General features: G+C 31.2%; 19 protein-coding genes. 1 reads left to right on the top strand and 18 read right to left on the bottom strand.

What is annotated here, in order from left to right; all coding sequences use genetic code 11:
• Window positions 1-7: 7 nt before the first annotated feature.
• The 7 genes from malQ to CLOST_RS06225 form a co-directional block, all read right to left on the bottom strand.
• A complete protein-coding gene (gene malQ, locus CLOST_RS06255; RefSeq protein WP_013361428.1) occupies window positions 8-1504 on the bottom strand; it encodes a 4-alpha-glucanotransferase in 1497 nt (498 codons plus the stop codon).
• Window positions 1505-1539: 35 nt separating this feature from the next.
• Window positions 1540-2544, bottom strand: a complete 1005-nt coding sequence (locus CLOST_RS06250) for a LacI family DNA-binding transcriptional regulator (RefSeq protein ID WP_041487402.1) — start codon at window positions 2542-2544, stop codon at window positions 1540-1542.
• A gap of 15 nt (window positions 2545-2559) precedes the next feature.
• Complete coding sequence (locus CLOST_RS06245; protein WP_013361426.1) at window positions 2560-3396, bottom strand: carbohydrate ABC transporter permease; 837 nt, start codon at window positions 3394-3396, stop codon at window positions 2560-2562.
• A gap of 1 nt (window position 3397) precedes the next feature.
• Complete coding sequence (locus CLOST_RS14375) at window positions 3398-3943, bottom strand: sugar ABC transporter permease (protein ID WP_330360767.1); 546 nt, start codon at window positions 3941-3943, stop codon at window positions 3398-3400.
• 385 nt (window positions 3944-4328) lie between these two features.
• Window positions 4329-5681, bottom strand: coding sequence for an ABC transporter substrate-binding protein (locus tag CLOST_RS06235; protein WP_013361423.1), 1353 nt, complete (start codon window positions 5679-5681; stop codon window positions 4329-4331).
• A gap of 273 nt (window positions 5682-5954) precedes the next feature.
• On the bottom strand, window positions 5955-7241 hold the full coding sequence (locus CLOST_RS06230) for an alkaline phosphatase family protein (protein WP_013361422.1): 1287 nt from the start codon (window positions 7239-7241) through the stop codon (window positions 5955-5957).
• An 11-nt stretch (window positions 7242-7252) separates the two neighbouring features.
• Window positions 7253-8497 carry an MFS transporter gene (locus tag CLOST_RS06225; RefSeq protein ID WP_013361421.1) on the bottom strand — a complete coding sequence of 415 codons (1245 nt, stop codon included), beginning with the start codon at window positions 8495-8497 and terminating at the stop codon, window positions 7253-7255.
• 229 nt (window positions 8498-8726) lie between these two features.
• On the opposite strand from CLOST_RS06225, the gene CLOST_RS13870 reads away from it, so the two are divergent.
• Complete coding sequence (locus CLOST_RS13870; protein ID WP_013361420.1) at window positions 8727-8888, top strand: hypothetical protein; 162 nt, start codon at window positions 8727-8729, stop codon at window positions 8886-8888.
• A 71-nt stretch (window positions 8889-8959) separates the two neighbouring features.
• On the opposite strand, the gene frlD is transcribed toward CLOST_RS13870, so the two are convergent.
• The 11 genes from frlD to CLOST_RS06170 form a co-directional block, all read right to left on the bottom strand.
• Window positions 8960-9757 carry a fructoselysine 6-kinase gene (frlD, locus tag CLOST_RS06220; RefSeq protein WP_013361419.1) on the bottom strand — a complete coding sequence of 266 codons (798 nt, stop codon included), beginning with the start codon at window positions 9755-9757 and terminating at the stop codon, window positions 8960-8962.
• A gap of 115 nt (window positions 9758-9872) precedes the next feature.
• On the bottom strand, window positions 9873-10868 hold the full coding sequence (locus tag CLOST_RS06215) for an SIS domain-containing protein (RefSeq protein WP_013361418.1): 996 nt from the start codon (window positions 10866-10868) through the stop codon (window positions 9873-9875).
• Between the two features lie 25 nt (window positions 10869-10893).
• A complete protein-coding gene (locus CLOST_RS06210) occupies window positions 10894-11958 on the bottom strand; it encodes a polyamine ABC transporter substrate-binding protein (RefSeq protein WP_013361417.1) in 1065 nt (354 codons plus the stop codon).
• The gene (locus CLOST_RS06205; RefSeq protein ID WP_013361416.1) at window positions 11955-12782 is read right to left on the bottom strand and encodes an ABC transporter permease; all 828 of its coding nucleotides are present in this window, start codon (window positions 12780-12782) and stop codon (window positions 11955-11957) included. Before CLOST_RS06205 ends, CLOST_RS06210 begins: the two co-directional genes overlap by 4 nt.
• Window positions 12783-13652 carry an ABC transporter permease gene (locus CLOST_RS06200; RefSeq protein ID WP_013361415.1) on the bottom strand — a complete coding sequence of 290 codons (870 nt, stop codon included), beginning with the start codon at window positions 13650-13652 and terminating at the stop codon, window positions 12783-12785.
• Between the two features lie 13 nt (window positions 13653-13665).
• Window positions 13666-14736 (bottom strand): ABC transporter ATP-binding protein, encoded by a 1071-nt coding sequence (locus CLOST_RS06195; protein ID WP_013361414.1) that lies wholly within the window; start codon window positions 14734-14736, stop codon window positions 13666-13668.
• A gap of 40 nt (window positions 14737-14776) precedes the next feature.
• Window positions 14777-15505 (bottom strand): GntR family transcriptional regulator, encoded by a 729-nt coding sequence (locus CLOST_RS06190; RefSeq protein WP_013361413.1) that lies wholly within the window; start codon window positions 15503-15505, stop codon window positions 14777-14779.
• A gap of 119 nt (window positions 15506-15624) precedes the next feature.
• Window positions 15625-16101 carry a YaiI/YqxD family protein gene (locus tag CLOST_RS06185; RefSeq protein ID WP_013361412.1) on the bottom strand — a complete coding sequence of 159 codons (477 nt, stop codon included), beginning with the start codon at window positions 16099-16101 and terminating at the stop codon, window positions 15625-15627.
• Window positions 16102-16198: 97 nt separating this feature from the next.
• Entirely contained in the window at window positions 16199-17065 is an 867-nt protein-coding gene (locus CLOST_RS06180) for a DUF1002 domain-containing protein (RefSeq protein WP_013361411.1), read from the bottom strand.
• 125 nt (window positions 17066-17190) lie between these two features.
• Window positions 17191-17652, bottom strand: a complete 462-nt coding sequence (locus CLOST_RS06175; protein WP_013361410.1) for a DUF3788 domain-containing protein — start codon at window positions 17650-17652, stop codon at window positions 17191-17193.
• Between the two features lie 99 nt (window positions 17653-17751).
• Window positions 17752-18648, bottom strand: a complete 897-nt coding sequence (locus tag CLOST_RS06170; protein WP_013361409.1) for a DUF5655 domain-containing protein — start codon at window positions 18646-18648, stop codon at window positions 17752-17754.
• Window positions 18649-18654: the final 6 nt, after the last annotated feature.

Genomic DNA, 18654 nt, shown 5'->3' with positions numbered 1-18654 from the left:
TTTTCTCCTATCTTTTTGTTATCTTAATTAAATTTTCTATTTTGTGTATTAAATCATCACTGATTTGATTTGGTAATAATCTCCAGCACCAGTTTCCACCAATGGTTGATGGAACATTCATTCTGGCAGAATTATCAAGCTCTAGATAGTCTTGTATTTGGAATATCACAGTATTTGCTTTTGATTTAAACCCAGATTCAATAACTTTCCACACAAAAAATCTATTCTGCTTAATATCAAGCATTTTTCTAGCTTTAGCTCTGGATTTAGAATCTAGGTTTTGAAAATATCCTCTAAGAGTTTCATTATCGTGAGTGCCACCGTAAACAACAGAGTTCGAAGGACAATGCTTAGCTAGATTCTCGTTTCTAGCATCTGAATCAAATCCAAATTGTAAGAGCCTCATACCTGGATAACCACTATCTTTTAAAAGCTGCTTAACCTTCTGGGTAACAACCCCTAGGTCTTCAGCAATGATTTTTGAACTTCCAATTTCTTCATTAATAGAATTAATTAAATCATGACCTGGGCCATCTTTCCAAAAACCATTCATAGCAGTTTCTTCACCATATTTTATAGAATAATAATGAACTATTCCAATGAAGTGGTCTATCCTTATGATGTCGTATAAAAGAGCTGAATATTTCATTCTTTTACGCCACCAGCTAAAGTTATCGGCTTTCATATAATCCCAATCATAAAGTGGATTTCCCCAAAGCTGGCCAGTTGATGAAAACATATCTGGTGGAACTCCAGCTACCATAGTTGGTTTTTTGCTCTCATCCATTTGAAACTCTTTTAAATTTGCCCAAACATCGGAACTGTCAAGAGCAACATAAATTGGTATATCGCCGATTATAGTTATATTTTTATTATGTGCATATTTCTTTAATTGATTTAGCTGAACAATGAACTTGAATTGTAGGAATTTCCAAAACATTATATCATCTGATAATTTTATTCTATAGTTTTCCAAAGCATCCTTATCTCTGTTTCTTATATCCTCTGGCCATTTAAGCCATTCTACACCTTTGAATAAATCTTTTATAGCCATATAGTCACTATAATCATCTAACCAAAAGCTATTAGCATCACAAAATTCAATAAAGGATTCATCAGATGTATTGAAATTTTTAAAGGCAACTCTTAAAACACTGTATCTATTCTCATATATCTTTCCATAATCGATTAGGTTTGGGTTATCTCCCCAATTTATTTTTTCGATATCCCTAATATCTAAAAGATTTTCTTCAATCAAGAAATCAAAATCTATAAAATATGGATTTCCAGCAAATGCAGAGAAACTTTGATATGGACTATCACCATAACCTGTAGGTCCAATAGGAAGTACCTGCCAATATTTTTGGCCAGATTTATGTAGAAAGTCAACAAAGTCATATGCGGCCTTACCAAATGTTCCTATTCCATAGTTAGACGGCAGACTTGCAACTGGAAGCAAAGTACCTGCGCCTCTTTCAAAAGGTTCTTGTATTTTATTTATCATGTATTTCAATTCCTTATCTTAATATATTATTTTAATTAAATCCGAATTACACTTTCACCTTCCATAAGTTTGAACGGAAGAACTTTATGAATAGGATCTAGATTTTTTTCAATTTGAGAAGTTATTATTTTAACTGCATTTAATGCTATTTGATCCTGTAACTGAAGTATAGTCGTTAATTTTGGATTGTAATAATTAACAAGCTCTATTCCATCATACCCAATTACTGAAATGTCGCTTGGAATAGAAATTTTTGAATCTGTCATTGCTCTCATTGCTCCTATTGCCATAACGTCACTCATTGCGAAAATAGCAGTTATTCCAAGTTTTTTGTTAATAAGTCTTTGGCAAGCTTTATAAGAGCTTTCAAAAGAATATCGAGCTGGTTCAAAATGTGATGAAATATCAAAGTTGATTTTATGTTTATATAATGTTTTTATAATACTTTTTAAGCGTACCTCACTAATATTAGAAGAATCAGCATTTCCACCTATGATTCCAATATTTGTATGGCCTTTTTCAATTAAATATTCAATAGCGAACTCAACGGCTTTTTTGTCATTCGTGGTAACGCTTGATAAGTTGCTAAAATTCAATTGACTAGCTGAGTTTGTAACTAAAATAGATGGAATATCAATTTTTGAAAAATGATCTTGAAAATTTTTCAGATTCCCACCTAAGAACATTATCCCTTGAGGTTTTTTTTCGTTACAGAATATTCTAGCTTGCTGAACCTCATTTTCATCCTCATCCAAATAATTCACTACAGTGATATAACCAGAATCTTCAATAAGAGGTTGAATTTTTTCTAAAATAGAATGGAAAAGAAAATTGAATGTTCCTTTAACAAATATTCCAATTGTATTAGTGTTTTGTTGCTTTAAATGCTTGGCATTACTGTTGGGCACAAATTTTCTTTTTTCAATTATATCTAAAACCTTTAATTTAGTTTTTTCACTGACATCAGGATGATTGTTCAAAACTCTTGAAACAGTGCTAACAGCCACACCTGCTTCTTTTGCTATATCTTTTATAGTCACCACTATAATCACCTACTATCCTTTAACTGCTCCAGAAATTACTCCCTTTATTATATACTTTTGCGCTGATAAATAGAAAACTACTATAGGAATAATAGCAAGGATTAACATTGCCATAAGTGATCCCATATCTCTTGAACCATATCCTCCTTGTAAATACTGAATTGCAACAGGAAGAGTTCTATACTTGTTTCCTATAACTAAATAAGGAAGCAAATAGTCATTCCAAATCCACATAGTATTTAATATTGATACTGTAATTGCTGTAGGTTTTAAAATAGGAAAAACTACCAAAAAAAATGTTTGAATTGGATTACAGCCATCTATCATAGCCGCCTCTTCAATTTCTAAAGGTATACTTTTAATAAATCCAGCAAACATAAAAACCGAAAGACCTGCACCAAATCCTAAATAAATGAGTATCATTCCAACTGGATTATCAAGTCTTAAAACATTAACCGTTTTAGACATGGTAAACATAACCATTTGAAAAGGTACTATCATACTAAAAGCAAAAAGATAATACATAAGTGATGTTATTTTACTTTTCACCCTTGTGATGTACCATGCAGTCATTGATGTACAAATAGTAATCAGCAAAACAGAGCCGACTGTAATGAAAAGGGAATACCCAAATGCTGAAAAAAAGTTTATTTTTTCTATACCATTTAGATAATTTGTAAATCCAACAAAAGTTTGCTCGGTCGGGAAAGAAAATGGAGCATCCGATATAAAAAATTGTCCTTTAAAAGAATTCATTAATACAATGAAAATTGGAACTAAAAATGTAATTGCTAAAATCGTCATAAAGAAAAATAATACGTTATTGCTCTTTTTTTGATTTTCAACCATCTTAACTCTCCACTTCCTTTCTTCTTGTGATATAAAGCTGAACAAAAGCTATCAATGCGACCATAATAAAAAATACAACGGCTTTTGCTTGTCCTACTCCCTCGAAACCTATTCTGCCATAGAAAGTATTGTAAATATCTAGTGCAAGCATAGCAGTTTGCTTTGCAGGTGCTCCACCAGTAAGTGCAAAGTTTTGGTCAAATAATTTGAAGGAATTTGTGAGTGTTAAAAAGGTACAAATTGTAATTGATGGCATTACCATAGGAATAGTTACATTCATAAGAGTCTGAAATGAATTTGCACCATCGATTTGGGCGGCTTCCTTAAGGTCAGAAGAAATATTTTGAATTCCTGCAATATATATAATCATCATATATCCTGCAAGTTGCCAATTCATAAGAACTACTAGCCCCCAAAATCCATATTTAGCACTAAAGGTTATATCCACTCCAAAGTTTAAAAGCACACCATTGATGATTATTTGCCATATATAGCCAAGAACTATTCCACCGATAAGGTTAGGCATAAAAAAAACAGTTCTAAAAATATTAGTCCCTTTTAATCCTCTGGTTAGAAGAAGCGCAAATATAAAAGCTATTAAATTTATAGAAATAACTGAGACTACAGTAAATTTTAATGTAAACCAAAGTGCATTTAGAAAATCAGGGTTTCCAACAAATGCCTTTTTATAATTTTCAAACCCAACCCAAGTACTATTAGTTACAGTAGTGAATTCTGTAAATGAAAGATAAATTCCTAAAAAAATGGTATTAAAAATGAAATTGCAAATGCAATTAAGGTTGGAAGTGCAAATATAACAAAATATTTTTTTAGTGCCCTTTCCATATTTTCTCCTTTATAGTTTAAATTTGTGTAAAAAAAGCCCCTGAGCATAAAACAGGCAGGGGCTAAAGTGAATAATAGTATTGAAATTAGTTACTGCTTTCAGTTTTCCAATCTGCAACAACTTTTGTTACTAAATCATCCCAAGACATACTTCCTTGAGCATACTGTAGTAATGAAGCTCCGAAATTATCTTTAAAAGTCTGGTTAGGGAAAACTGTAAAGTTCCAAGCTACAGAAGTAGTGCCTTCTTTTTCCATCCACTTAATTACTTCTTTTGCAAGTGGATCAGATGGTTTTTCTGCATCTGTAAATGTATCAAATGGAGCAATAAAATTTAATTCTTCAACTACAAATTTTTTACCTGTATCACTAGAGAATAACCAGTAAATAAAATCTGCTGCTAGCTTTTGATCTTCTTCAGAAGCTTTAGCGTTAATTGCATAGAAGTTTTCTGTTCCTGTGCATAGTCCTTGATTTTCTTCACCTTCCATACCAGTGTATATAGGCATGAATTTAATATCTTCTGGCTTGACAACGTTTCCTGCTACTTCATTGATTTGTGACCACGCCCAGTTACCATTTTGAACAAATACACATTGACCAAGTGCAAATTCAGCCATAGAATCAGCAACTTGCTTACTTCCTAATAGCTTTGGTTCTGTAACAGAATTGTTTATATATAAATCAAAAATATTTTTATAGTTTTCAGCATACTCAAATTTAATTTCTTTTGTAGCATCACTTGCTAAATCAATATTATTATTTTTGAATTCATAATAAACTGGTACGTTAGCTAAGTGTGTTTGCCATCTCCAGTCTTCACCTGGTTTTAGAGATGTGCTTGCAAAAGCTCCTTTAACTCCTAGTTCATCTTTTTTAGCTGTTATATCTTCAACAACAGCTTTTAATGTTTCAAAATTATTAATTTCATCAACAGAAGCTATTTTAGCTCCAGGTAGAGCAATATATTTGTTTATTAAAGCGTTGTTGTATATAATTCCGTATCCTTCAACTACATAAGGAATACCATATACTCCATCACCATCAGTTACTGCTAAGCTTTTGTCAGTAAGATGACTGTATAATTCAGTATTGCTTAAGTCAGCTGTATATTCTTTCCAGCTTGCGTAGCCTTTTGGCCCGTTAATTTGGAATAATGTAGGAGCGTCAGCTTTTGCCATTTCTGATTTTAAAGTTTGCTCGTAAGTTCCTGATGCGGCGGTAACAACATTAAGTTTAACTCCAGTTTCTGCTTCATATGCTTCAGCGATTTTTTCATATACTGGAGCAATTTCAGGCTTGAAATTTAGATAATATATTGAGCCGGTACTCTTGCCTTCTCCGGAATCTGCTGATTCAGCAGGTTCATTTGTGGAACCACAAGCTGCTAGAGAAAATGTCATAGCTGTCAATAATAAAACGGATAATAATTTTTTCATACTTTTCCCTCCTGTATGTTTTTTACAACAGGAATCGTTTCTGGAAACGTTTCCTGATATGTATATGTACATTTTACTACTATTAATTTTTTAAAGTCAAGAGATATTTTTTTATTCTAAGTATTCAAAAAATATTAAGCTTTGAAAACGTTCTCATTCCAATAATTACCCAATTTATTATTTTAAAACCAAAAAAGAGACCATCCAATATTTAATAAGGAATAGTCTCGAAAATAATATATAATCTAATATATAAATTACAAAAGGAGTAAACTAAATTTCTATTGGTTTTCCATCGCAATTAGGAAAGCTAATTCCTAGCAATCTAGCTATAGTTGGCGCTATATCAACCATAGCTAGATTTTCTAAGGAAGTATTATTTTTAATCATTTCCCCTGATATTAACAAGTTGCATTTATAATTATCTTTATTTTCTCTATAGCCATGAGTAGAATATTTTTTTCTTTGTGACTCTAAGTCTTCAATAGTTGTATTAGATATTGATTCATCAAAGCAATATCCTCGTTTTGCTTCAACCATATATTTAATACTTTTATGAATATGAAGCTTATCTAAGTCAGTTCTATCGTATAAATCTTCAATACCGTATTTTCCAACTGATAAAATCTCTTTTATTTTATTTAAAGTTAGCCTTTCTGCTTCTTGATCGTCTTTTTTGATATGGAGATAAGCTGAGCCGCCATTGCATTGAAAATATGCTCTCCATTTCATGGTTTTCCGATCCTCATAGATTAGACCCATTTCTTTCAATATATTGTTTAGATGCACTTTATATTGAATATCAATATGGCCATGGTCGCCAATAACCATAAAAGCGGTGTCTTTTTTAATTCCAGCTTCATCTACTGCTTTTATAATGCTCCCTAACCTTTTATCCATACGCAGCATTGCATTATTAACTTCGGTTCCTTTTGTACCGAAGTTATGCTTAGTATCATCTAAATCGATAAGGTGAAGTAAAAGTAGATTAGGTTTTTTCGATTTTATTGTATCGACTGCACACAAAGTCGAAAAATCATCTAAATTTGGCTGATTTACTCCATCCAAAACTTTTCCATACTTTAGGCTGAGTTTTGCACAGAAAAATGGGCTTCCATTTTTTAAAATTTTAAAAGCTTGATTTTCACCGTTTATTGCAACTACTTCAGGTAAATTATAATCTATCTTAGCTTTGCCAGTTACAGGCCACAATATTGCGGATGTAGTTAAATTTGCTTCTTTCGCAGCATCATAGATAGTCGTAGCATTGATATCTTTTCTATACCAAAACCACTCCTGATTTTTTTCGGAGATAAATGGCTGAAAAGGATTGTTGTGTACAATTTCATGTCTATCAGGATATACTCCAGTTACTAATGTAGAATGTACTACATATGTTAAACTAGGATAAATGCTAATTAAATCATTTGAATAAACTCCTTTTGATATTAATAGTGATAAATTTGGAAGTGAACTGGCAAAATCCCAATTATCTTCAGAAAAAGCATCATAAGAAATTACAATAACATGCTTTGCTCGCTTAGAACTAAAATCTTCCATCTGAGCTCCTCCTATACGATATCTCTTACTATATGCTCTTTAGGTAAAGTTATAAGAACTAACAAACCAATAATGAACAGAGGAATAATAGATAGAATACTATACCTAGCATTACCAGTAAGTGTAGTTGAAAATGCCATTACGGCTGGTCCTATTATTGCAGAAAATTTTCCAAAAATATTATAAAATCCAAAGAATTCATTGGAATTTTGCTTAGGGATAATTTTTGCGTAATAAGATCTACTTAGAGCTTGGATTCCACCTTGAGCAGAACCTATTAATGCTCCAAGTACGAAAATATGCCATGTATAAGTAATATAAAATGCTGAAATACAGGAAATAATATAAGTTATTATACCTATGATTATCATTAATCTAGCAGAATATTTCTTTGCTAGGTTACCGTAAATTATAGCACATGGAAATGCTATAATTTGGATTACTAGTAATATTCCAAGTAGAGTAAAGGTGTCGAGTGAGTCACTCCCTAAAATAGATGTAGCATAAGGTACTACCATTTTAATGATTGTATCAACTCCATCTATGTAAAAAAAGTATGCTATTAAAAAAATAGCAACAGTTTTGTATTTCTTGATATTGATAAATGTTGATTTAAGTCTGATAAAACTATTTTGAACTGGTCTTGGTTCTGGATTTATGAAATGAAGCTGATGTACGTTTTTTATAATGGGTAATGTTAGTAGTCCCCACCATAAAGAGGTAATTATAAAGCCTAGCTGATAACCAATTACTTTGTCCATTCCTAAAAAATATATAAAACCAAGACTAATTCCAAAAGGTATAATACTAGCTATATAACCAAATGCATAGCCTCTTGTCGACACTTTATCCATACGTTCATCTAAAGTAACATCGACTAAAAACGAATCATAAAAAACATTTGCACCAGAAAATCCAATAGCAGACAAAATATAAAATAATACTAAAATCTGCCAGTTTCCATTCTCGGGAGATACAAATGCTAGAGAAGTTGTAGTGAGCAGACCCAATAATGCAAAGAAAATAAAAAATCGTTTCTTTGTATCCTTGTAATCGGCTATTGTCCCAAGTATAGGACTAAGAATAGCAATAATTATGCTTGCAATTGAATTGAAATAACCTAAATCCATACTGCTACTAACATTATCAAACATACCAAAAACTATAGGTAAAAGGGATGTAGTAACCGCCATAGAATAAGCAGAGTTACCACAATCATACAGTATCCATGATTTCTCTTGTATAGTTAGCTTCATCCCTAACCTCCTATAAAATATTAGCTTTATAATTTATATATATAGATTTAAACTAGTATATAATAATGAGTATTTTAAATAAAACATATACGATAATTAAAAGAAAGTAAGGATGGATATCATGAATATTATTATTACTGAAAAGGCAAAAAATATACTTATAAAATTATACTCTAATAAAATACATCGTATTATGCCTAAGGTTATGACTTGAGCAGGAATAACATATGTGTTAGTTCAGGATGAACAGCAAAATGATGATAGCTTATATGATATAGATGGTTTGTTTTTTATTATCAGTAAAGAAGATGAAAAATATGTCAAATATATAGAAATTGATTATATTGATGATTGGTCAGGTGCGGATTTTGTAATCACCGCGGGATTTTAATTGAAGGATACAAATTTTATATTATAATTATTATCCTATTATATATAATTGACACATTAATTTATGTTAAATCACCAAGCGCCTTTGTAACCTAAAGTAATACTACTGCTAAGCGCTCCGTTTTTCATGCAACCTTCTATAGACACGCCGTTTAGAAGACTCATAAGAAAACCAGCGATATAACTGTCTCCCGCTCCCATACTGTCTATAACTTTACAATCAAAGATCCCAAATTCGAAAAAATTGTTTCCATCATATGCAATGCTTCCTTTAGTTCCCCTTGTAAAGATGACTATTTTAGGACCAATTTTTTTAATATTTTTCATTGCATTCTTTATATCCTCATCTTTGCTAAAATCGTCAGAAAAAAAAGCATAATCAACCCATGGCAGTGCTATTCTAGATATTTGATGGTTGATTTTATCTGCAAAATCGAAAGCTATGGGTACGTTTTTTGCTTTAAGCTTATATAAATCTGATTCAATCATTCCCCATATACCTGACACAACTAAATCATGACTACATAAAAAGTCAATATCTTTGTTTGATAATTTGAAATCAGCCATTACTCCTTCGTCATAATCACCCAGTATTCTATCACCATTTTTTATTTCTACATGAGTAACAGCGGTATTTCCAGGAAGTACTTTTAAATGAGATATATCTACCCCTTTTTTTGAGAGAGAATCAACCATGAACCTTCCAAACTTATCAGTACCAACAACACCTGTATAGGAAGAATTACCTTGCATTCTTTTTATATATACTGCAACATTAACTGGATTTCCTCCAGGAAAAAATTCTCCTGTATTATCATACAAATCAATACAGTTATCACCTACAGTAGCAATGTATATCTTTTTATTCATTTTAATCTCTACCTTTTTATATTTATTTTATTATATTTTATTTCTTAAATTTTCGAAAAAAACAGACTGCCTCAAGCTTGAGAAGCAGACTGTTATAAGTAAGAATTAGAAGTTATTAATAATCAAGTTGTCTGTAATATCTTCTAATTTCCATAGGATGACAGTTTAATTTTTCTAAATGGACATCTATTCTTGAAGTTATTACTCTCATCAGAAGATGAGATAGATGACCTCTAAATTTTTCACTAATCCCTTTTAATTCATAATCTTTTGTATCAATAATATTGTAATTAGCACAAATTCTTGGCAAAAAGTTCGCAACTCTTTCACTGAGTTTTCTTTGAGAGTCTTCGCCTATAAATACTGTAACTGCTGTATCTCTGTCTATTATTTCAAACATACCGTGAAAAAATTCTGCACTATGAATGGATTTTGTTCTTATCCAGTGCTGTTCTTCCCAATAGCACATTGCGTATGAATAAGTTGCCCCATACTGATTACCAGCACCTACAAAATAATGTATTTTATCATTCATATGCTTTTTAGCTATGAGTTCACCTAGCTCATCAGCTGATTTTTCCACTTGAACTAGGCATTGCGCCAGATGTTCATCGAGCTCATGATAGAGTTCATAATACTCATCAAATTCGCCAGCATTATACATAAATCTATCAGCAGTCATAAAAAATTTAAGCTGTTCATTTTTAGGATATGAAATCAGATAGTCAGACAATTTAGCAAGTTTAGTATCAGGATAATCAACAAACCCTATCACTTTTGCACCTGCATTCTTGGCTTTAATCACTCCATCAACCATTTCTGATGTGCTTCCAGTTACAGAAGATATAATTACAATGGTACCTTTACCAACTTTTTTATTACCTGTATGAATATACTCAGCAGCATTTTCAACAAAAAAGTTTAAGGCGGAATACTCTTTCATATGTACCTCAGCTTGTAAACAAGATGCATAGGTTCCGCCTATTCCTAGCCAGCATATATTCTTATATCCTTCATTACATATTTCATCAACTATTTTCTCAAGTTCTAATCTAATTGCCAAAGCTCCATTTACACTGTTTAACTCGTTTTTCTCGTCAAATTTTAGCATTATATTGTTCTCCTAACAAATTAAATTATTCTCCAACTTTTAATTTTTGATAATAATCATTATAAATTGTCATTGCTTCTCCAACATCTTTTTGGAAAAAAACGTTTTGCTTATAATCAAAATTTCTTGCAGGATCGTTCTTATAAGTATCAGAAGCCACCTCAACAGCTGCATCGTTAGGACATGAATACGGATATTCTATAAGGTTTTGTGCCATTACTTCAGGATTTGTAATATAGTTTAAAAACTTCTCAGCAAGATCCACATGCTTTGCCCCTTTTGGTATTACATAAAGATCAAATCCAAGTTGAACAGGATCTTTATCAAAATCAGCTATAACAAGATTATTTTTATCCCCTAATTCAGCCATTGCCCATGAAGCGTTTCCATCATAAGTAAAAGCTACAGAGGCAGTACCATTTGTAAGATTTTGCTCAGCATTTCCATATGCTACAACGTTTTCATTATACTTTACTAGCCACTCATATGCCTCAGCAATTTCGTTTTCATTTGTAGAGTTTGGGTCGTATCCAAGAGCAACGAGAGCTATAGGGAACAGATTTCTAGCTCCATCGATAGTTGCAATTTGTCCTTTTAAGGCTGGATTGATTAAATCATTATAGCTTTTAATTTCGATTGGAGATGTATCTTTATTGTAAACAACATAAATATAATTCATAAGGTAAGGAACGCAATATTCTTTAGCTGTCCAGTAAGATTCGTTAATATTTGAAGCATTAGGGATATTATCAAAGTTAAGCTTTTCTACATACCCACCCTTTACGAGAGATTCCATATAAGCGTCACAAGTCATTATAAGGTCGTATTCTTGACCTCCACCTGCAGTTAATTTGGTTATTGCATCTGCATTGTCACTCATGTATGAGAGATTAATTTTTACATTATTGTCCTTTTCAAATTTTGCAATTAAATCATCTGATATATATTGCTGCCACATGTAAATATTTAATTCTTTGCTTGAAGCTGTTTGGTTATCCTCATTGTCTGAACTTGAAGTGCTGCTTTTACAACCTACAAACGCACTAGAAACTAAAATCACAGTCAAAAAAATTAAAAAAGCTTTTTTCATAGTATTCCCTCCACTTTTCTGCGTTTTTTTAACGCATTATTAATTTTATTATTCAAAATCATTGCTATTACAATGATAAGAATCATGATTGTGGTTAGTGCATTAATATCTGGAGTAACCCCTGATTTATTCATTGATAGAATTAGAACCGGGAGAGTTGAATTCTTAGCGCCTGAAAGCATATTGCTCATTACAACATCATCTATTGATAATGTGAAAGATAAAAACGCTGCACTTATGACTCCTGGAAAAATAGAAGGAAGAGTCACATTAATAAATGTTTGAATTCTACTAGCACCTAAATCCATCGATGCTTCTTCTAAACTATAATCATCTCCACTTATCCTGCCTTTTATGGTTACAACTGCATAGGGTATACAAAATGTGCAATGACCAATAAGTATACTTCCCATACCAAGAGCAAATCCAACTTTCATGAATACAATAAGAAGAGCAACAGCCATAACTATTTCAGGAACTATTATAGGTATATAGAGCATGTTATTAATTGCTTTTCTCCCTTTAAATTCATATTTTCTTAATCCAAGTGCGCCAATTGTGCCTATGGTAACGGATATTAAAGTAGCCAAAACAGCAATTATTACTGAATACCATAAGCTTCCAATTACCGTAGAATTTGTAAAAAGCTTAGCGTACCATTGAGTAGTAAAACCATTCCAATAATAGTTATATCTTTGATTGTTAAAAGAAAAAATCATCATTACAAGAACTGGTATATATAGCACTGTATATATTGCTAAGGAGTAAATCATTCCTATTAAATTAGATAGGTTATTTTTTTTTCGAAGTTTAGAATTACTCACTTACAGCACCTCCATATCCTCAATCTTTGCAAATCTTGTATATATAAATATAAGAAGCCCTGTTATAACAATTAATAATACAGATAAAGCAGCACCAAGAGGCCAATTTCTTATTGCTCCGAATTGATTTTTTATTATATTTCCTATGTATAAAACTTTGCCTCCACCCAACATATCTGTAACTGTGTATATACCAAGTGATGGAATAAATACAAGAATGATTGATGATATTATTCCAGGAAAAGTAAGAGGAAGTGTTATTTTGATAAAAGTAGTTATTCTTGAGGCACCTAAATCAGCTGAAGCCTCTAAAAGAGATTTGCTTAACTTTTCAATTGAACTGTACATTGGAAGAACGGCAAATGGAAGCATGCTCGTTATAAGTCCAACCATTACTAATCCATCAGTGTAAATTAAGTTTAGAGGAGATTCAATAAAGCCTATATACTGTAGAAATTTATTTACAGGTCCGCTAGTTTGAAATAAAAGTAGCCAGCTATTTAATCTCATTAAGGAATTGGTCCAAAAAGGAATCATAATTAGCATAATAAGCTTTGATGCAATTTCCTTTGGTTGCTTTGCAATATAATATGCAAATGGATAACCGATTAATAAACATAATATAGTTGATATCGCTGCTGCTCGTATAGATTTAATAATAACTTTAAAATAAGTACTATCTAACAGAGTTTTATAGCTATCTAAAGAAAATTCATAAACAACTTCTCCAAAGACACCTCTAGACATAAAGCTTATATAAATTATATAAAGCATTGGCAAAGCTACAAATAAAATCATCCACAAAGATACTGGCCCAGCCATTGCTATCGCTGGAAGTGTTTTTCTAGTAAAGTTTGATTTTTGGTTCATAAACTCCTCCAAACTAAATTTGTGTTTTAATAGCTACGGCTTTCTCTGGATTCCAAAAGATATTTACAATATCACCTTCACAAAGCTCATCATCTTTTTCAAATCGGCTATATTTTATTTCAGAGTGATCTTTTAAGTCAACTGATGTTTTTACAACTGTACCCATATAAATAAAATCTTTTATTTTTCCTTTTAAATCAAATCCATCTATTATTACTTTACTTACTTTTATGTACTCAGGCCTAATAGAAACATAAATACTTTCGCCTATTTCAAAACCCTTACCTTTTGCCTTTATTATTCCAGACGAAGTTTCCACTGTTAAGATTTCGTTACTCAAATCTATAACTTTACCATTGAAGATATTTGATTCTCCAATGAAACCTGCAACAAATTTTGTAACTGGATGCTCATATATTTCTTTTGGCGAATCAATCTGCTCAATGATACCTTGATTCATTATTGCAATCCTATCACTCATTGTAAGAGCTTCTTCTTGATCATGGGTTACATAGATAAATGTAATACCAAGCTTTTTTTGAAGCCTTTTTAGCTCAACCTGCATCTGCTTTCTTAACTTCAAATCAAGAGCTCCTAGGGGTTCGTCTAAAAGCAAGACTTTGGGATTATTTACAAGAGCTCTAGCAATTGCAACTCTTTGTTTTTGCCCTCCAGATAAAGCATCAGGCTTTCTATATTCATAGCCATTTAATTGCACTAGTTCAAGCATCTCTTTAACTTTTTTTGCAATTTCATCTCTTGGCTTTTTTTTGATTTTGAGTGAATAGGCTATATTGTCAAAAACATTCATATGAGGGAAAAGAGCATAGTTTTGAAATACAGTATTAACATCTCTTTCGAATGGTTCTTTGTCTTCTACGCGTTCGCCCTGAACCATTATAATTCCAGAGGTCGCTTCCTCAAATCCGGCAATCATTCTTAGAGTAGTCGTTTTCCCACAGCCAGAAGGGCCTAAAAGTGTTAAAAATTCTCCTTGCTTTATTTCGATATTCATTTTTTGGACAACTTTATTTTTTCCAAAACTTTTTTCAACATCAATTAAAGTAACAATAGAATCAGACATCATTTCACCTCATAAATAAATGTTAGACTAGTTTTTATAATCAAGCATTTGGCCAAAGTTCTGTATAGAAGGTTGTTCTATCACCTATATTTAGAGACCTTGTAACCTCTACTATTTTGTCATTCGTATCATAGGATATTGATTCAAGTAAAAATGCTGGTGTATGTTCATCTACATCAAGAATTTTTGCTTCATTTTTATATAAAGTTGTGATTTTAATCCATTGCTTTGAATATTTAAACTTATAATTGTAAACGTTTTCAATGACCTCGTATAAAGATGTGTTTTCAAAGTCATATTGTAAAAGATTTTCAAATAGGTTTATAGGTAGATAAGAGTATTCAAGTGCTAGTGGTATATTATCTCCATATCTAACACGAACAATTTCATAAACTTTGGTTCCAATGGTTGTATCTAGAAGGGAAGCTATTTTTTTATTAGCCTCAATAATACCTAGTGTTATAACTTTACTTCTTGGCTTTATACCTTTAGACTTGAGCATATGTGAAAATCCAGTTAACTTAACAAAATCTCTTTCATAATTTGGAATACTTACAAAAGTACCCTTGCCTTTTACTCTATATGCATATCCAGAATCAACTAGCTGAGTTAATGCATTTCTAGCGGTCATTCTACTTATACTGTAGGTTTCACTTAGATCTCTTTCCGATGGAAGCTGACTGCCACTTTCTAACTCTCCTGAATTAATTTTTTCAATCAGGATATCCTTTATTTGGATATAAATAGGAGGAATATATTTTTTGTTCATAATAAAATCTTTCCCTTCATCAATGGTATAGTTGTATATACCACTTTAGTTATATTAACATAGTATAAAATTGTTGGCAATTAATTTATTGAATTTTTAAAAAATAATCAGAATAATATTTATTTGTACTTATTTAAAATCCTTTCATTAATAAACTCAGTAAGTGATTTTTCATAAATTAAATTATCGTTTTCTGAACGTTTTTTATGTTTTGGCCCTCTATTATTTTGCATCATTGAAACTTTATTATGATATCGTGTATCAAGTATAAAATCTATATTAGAAGGAGTTATCTCCTTTCCATTTTGATTAATACAAAATCCTTTCTTTGCGAGGACCATAGCAGCTAAACCATAATCCTGAGTAATAACTAAATCGTAGGTGCTAATGTTATTTGCTATATAATAATCTGCTGAATCTCTAGCTATATCAACGGTGACTATTTTAGCGTAATCACTTTTTAATTGCACGGAATAGTTTTTAACTACTATAACTGGTATAGAATTTTGTTTAGCAATATTGATAGTTGAATTTACAACAGGACATCCATCTGCGTCTATCCATATAGTAAATTGATTATCAATTTTATCATTCATATTTGAATCCTCCTTAAAAATTTGATGAGTTGTATTTACAATAAAAACTCTCATCTTTTAATATAATAATTAAAGGATGAGAGTTTATTTACTTAAACTAAGGAGTAAGCCATTCTAGCAATGCTTTAAAAAATAGCCTTAAATTTTCTAAGAATCCTTTGCCTTCTTCTGATGATAAAAATTCTGTAGCTTTATTACCGATGTCTTCAATTTGATTAGATACTCTATTCCAATCAATGTCCAGACTTCTCATTTTGCCAAAAAGTGATACTAGCTGCTCTATTTGTTCATCGGTTAAATTAATATTATAATTATTTACTATAATAATAATTATATCTCTCACTTCTTCAGTTGTCTTAGGGTTTTGCTTAGCAATTTCTTGTTTTATTTTATTAAACAATTCTACTGCCTTATCGTTTCCTATTACTTCCCCTATTTCAACAGTTCTTATCATCTCTTCATTAGCTGCTTTTTTTATACTATCGTCAATAACCTCTCCTGAAGATACCTCATATGCTTTCATAATACCAGTTAATGCTGCTGTTCCACTTGCATTTCTTGGAGAAGTAACTTTTATGTCTGCATCTTCCACTCCAGCAGTAATCAAAGCATTTATATAACTTTCATCAGTAATATATGTGATTTTGTCACTAGTATCTACCTTTAAACCGCTTCCTTTTTCAGTATAAGTTATCATAACCGATGATATAGCAAAATTTCCAATCTTGCTATTTGGAACTACTCCACCTAAATATTTATGTTCCTCTGCATTTGTTGTAACTATTTCTTGAACATTTTCTGGTGGATTAAACTCCTTAAATATTGAGTCCTTCTCACTTTCCGAAAGATCTGCACCAAATGAAATAATACTATCACCTACAGCGACATCTGCAAACGATGAAATTGTAAAATTTGCAGCAAATAAAAATAACAGCAAAAACATACTAAAAAACTTTTTATACATTTATTTACCTCCAAAAACTTTGGCAACGCCAATATAAAATTAACTCGGGTATCAAATGAGATACCTCACGAATTACTATTATATCATATTAATAAAATATAAGCTTTTCACATATTAATGGAAAGTTACTTTAAGCTTTTTTTGAAATCAAATAAAATATGAATCTGTTCAAATGATTCATTTGAGTTAAGTTCAAACACAAGAGGGAAAAATTTCAATCTATTTCCCATTTGCTTTGAATCATTAATCATCTGTTTAACCGTATTATTAAGTGGAAGGCTAAATAAATCATCACGAGCTTTTTCTGGGATATATATAGTTATTTTAAAGAAACCCTCCCAAATAGAAAGCCAAAAGACTGTAGTCACCTTTTGACCTCCCCGAACGCCTAACCATTTGTAGAGTCCTTTTCCTAACCAAGCTTTGCCGTCAGTATAATATCGCCATTCTAGTTTAATGTCTTGGTTTGCAAGTTCATTTAAAAATTTTATATAACTATCATTTGCATCTTGGAGTGCCTCAGCTATAATGTCACTTGTAGGCTGTATGTCTGGATTTCTAAGCAATTGTTTGTAATTAGATTTCATACTACATACCTCCAAATAAATAAGTGTAATCTAAATTGTAAATTCAACATTAGTAAATGAATCCTTAATTAGAGTGTATAAAGATATTTCCATATTATCTTAATTAATTTCATAGGCTCTTATTATATGCTCTTTAGATTTTTCAAAATCCTCAACATTTTTTATTGTAATTTCTACATCTCCAGTTCCCCAATGTCCGATGTTACTTACGTCTCTTGTAAATCCATTTTCAAATTTAAAATCATCAGGATTCAATCTTAGATATAGCATTATGCTTTTTACTCTAATTTCTATACATGCAATATTTTTTATTTTTTTAAATGCGCAATATAACTTCAACTTATTTTCAGTTACATCGTCGCCAAGCGCTAAAATGTAATCTCTAATAGAATAGTATAGTTCTTTTAAATTACCACTAGTTGATTCTAATTGTTCGTCAAATGTTTTATCTGTACTTTGCCTAACTATCTTTTCTGTAATACCTTCTTTAATTGGAGTAGCCACATTTGAGTTAATTAAATCAAACAATAGTAATTCATTACCAAATTTTTTATATCTGATAAGATCTATATTTCTATTAATTTGTTTTACAGCATATTCATCATATTTAGTAAAATCCCCAGCAATACAAATGAGGCGTGGCATCGTCCAATCGAGCTTATCAGAATACTCTTTGCCTAAAGTTTTCATTACCAAAAGTTCAAAATCAGCTTTATGGTCTAAAAGCCAATCCAAATAGAATAACCCTTGATTTATTACATTTTCATTGCTAGCCCTTTTATATTCAAAAATAACAGGACAATTATTATCATCTATCTCTAAGCTATCAATACGCCCCCCATTTGATGTTACATATTCAGTTTTAAGAAAGGTAACCCCAAAAAATATAGTCATATTCTTTTCAATTATTGTTTGTAGCTCTCTTTCAAGTGATACCCATGAAGCTGGTAATTCTTCCACACCAGTATCTATTTTAAATAACTTTATATCAGCCATTTAAAC

This window comes from Acetoanaerobium sticklandii, from assembly GCF_000196455.1.
Lineage (GTDB): Bacteria > Bacillota > Clostridia > Peptostreptococcales > Filifactoraceae > Acetoanaerobium > Acetoanaerobium sticklandii.
The sequence above is the reverse complement of the archived record's forward strand: the minus strand, read 5'-3'. Positions and strand labels throughout refer to the sequence as shown.

Coding starts and splice junctions, on each gene's coding strand:
- CLOST_RS06235 (WP_013361423.1), bottom strand. CDS start 5,681: ATGAAAAAATTATTATCCGTTTTATTATTGACAGCTATGACATTTTCT.
- CLOST_RS06190 (WP_013361413.1), bottom strand. CDS start 15,505: ATGAACAAAAAATATATTCCTCCTATTTATATCCAAATAAAGGATATC.
- CLOST_RS06225 (WP_013361421.1), bottom strand. CDS start 8,497: ATGAAGCTAACTATACAAGAGAAATCATGGATACTGTATGATTGTGGT.
- CLOST_RS06180 (WP_013361411.1), bottom strand. CDS start 17,065: ATGTATAAAAAGTTTTTTAGTATGTTTTTGCTGTTATTTTTATTTGCT.
- frlD (WP_013361419.1), bottom strand. CDS start 9,757: ATGAATAAAAAGATATACATTGCTACTGTAGGTGATAACTGTATTGAT.
- CLOST_RS06195 (WP_013361414.1), bottom strand. CDS start 14,736: ATGTCTGATTCTATTGTTACTTTAATTGATGTTGAAAAAAGTTTTGGA.
- CLOST_RS06170 (WP_013361409.1), bottom strand. CDS start 18,648: ATGGCTGATATAAAGTTATTTAAAATAGATACTGGTGTGGAAGAATTA.
- CLOST_RS06185 (WP_013361412.1), bottom strand. CDS start 16,101: ATGAATGATAAAATTGATAATCAATTTACTATATGGATAGACGCAGAT.
- CLOST_RS06200 (WP_013361415.1), bottom strand. CDS start 13,652: ATGAACCAAAAATCAAACTTTACTAGAAAAACACTTCCAGCGATAGCA.
- CLOST_RS06175 (WP_013361410.1), bottom strand. CDS start 17,652: ATGAAATCTAATTACAAACAATTGCTTAGAAATCCAGACATACAGCCT.
- CLOST_RS06245 (WP_013361426.1), bottom strand. CDS start 3,396: ATGGTTGAAAATCAAAAAAAGAGCAATAACGTATTATTTTTCTTTATG.
- CLOST_RS06210 (WP_013361417.1), bottom strand. CDS start 11,958: ATGAAAAAAGCTTTTTTAATTTTTTTGACTGTGATTTTAGTTTCTAGT.
- malQ (WP_013361428.1), bottom strand. CDS start 1,504: ATGATAAATAAAATACAAGAACCTTTTGAAAGAGGCGCAGGTACTTTG.
- CLOST_RS06230 (WP_013361422.1), bottom strand. CDS start 7,241: ATGGAAGATTTTAGTTCTAAGCGAGCAAAGCATGTTATTGTAATTTCT.
- CLOST_RS06215 (WP_013361418.1), bottom strand. CDS start 10,868: ATGCTAAAATTTGACGAGAAAAACGAGTTAAACAGTGTAAATGGAGCT.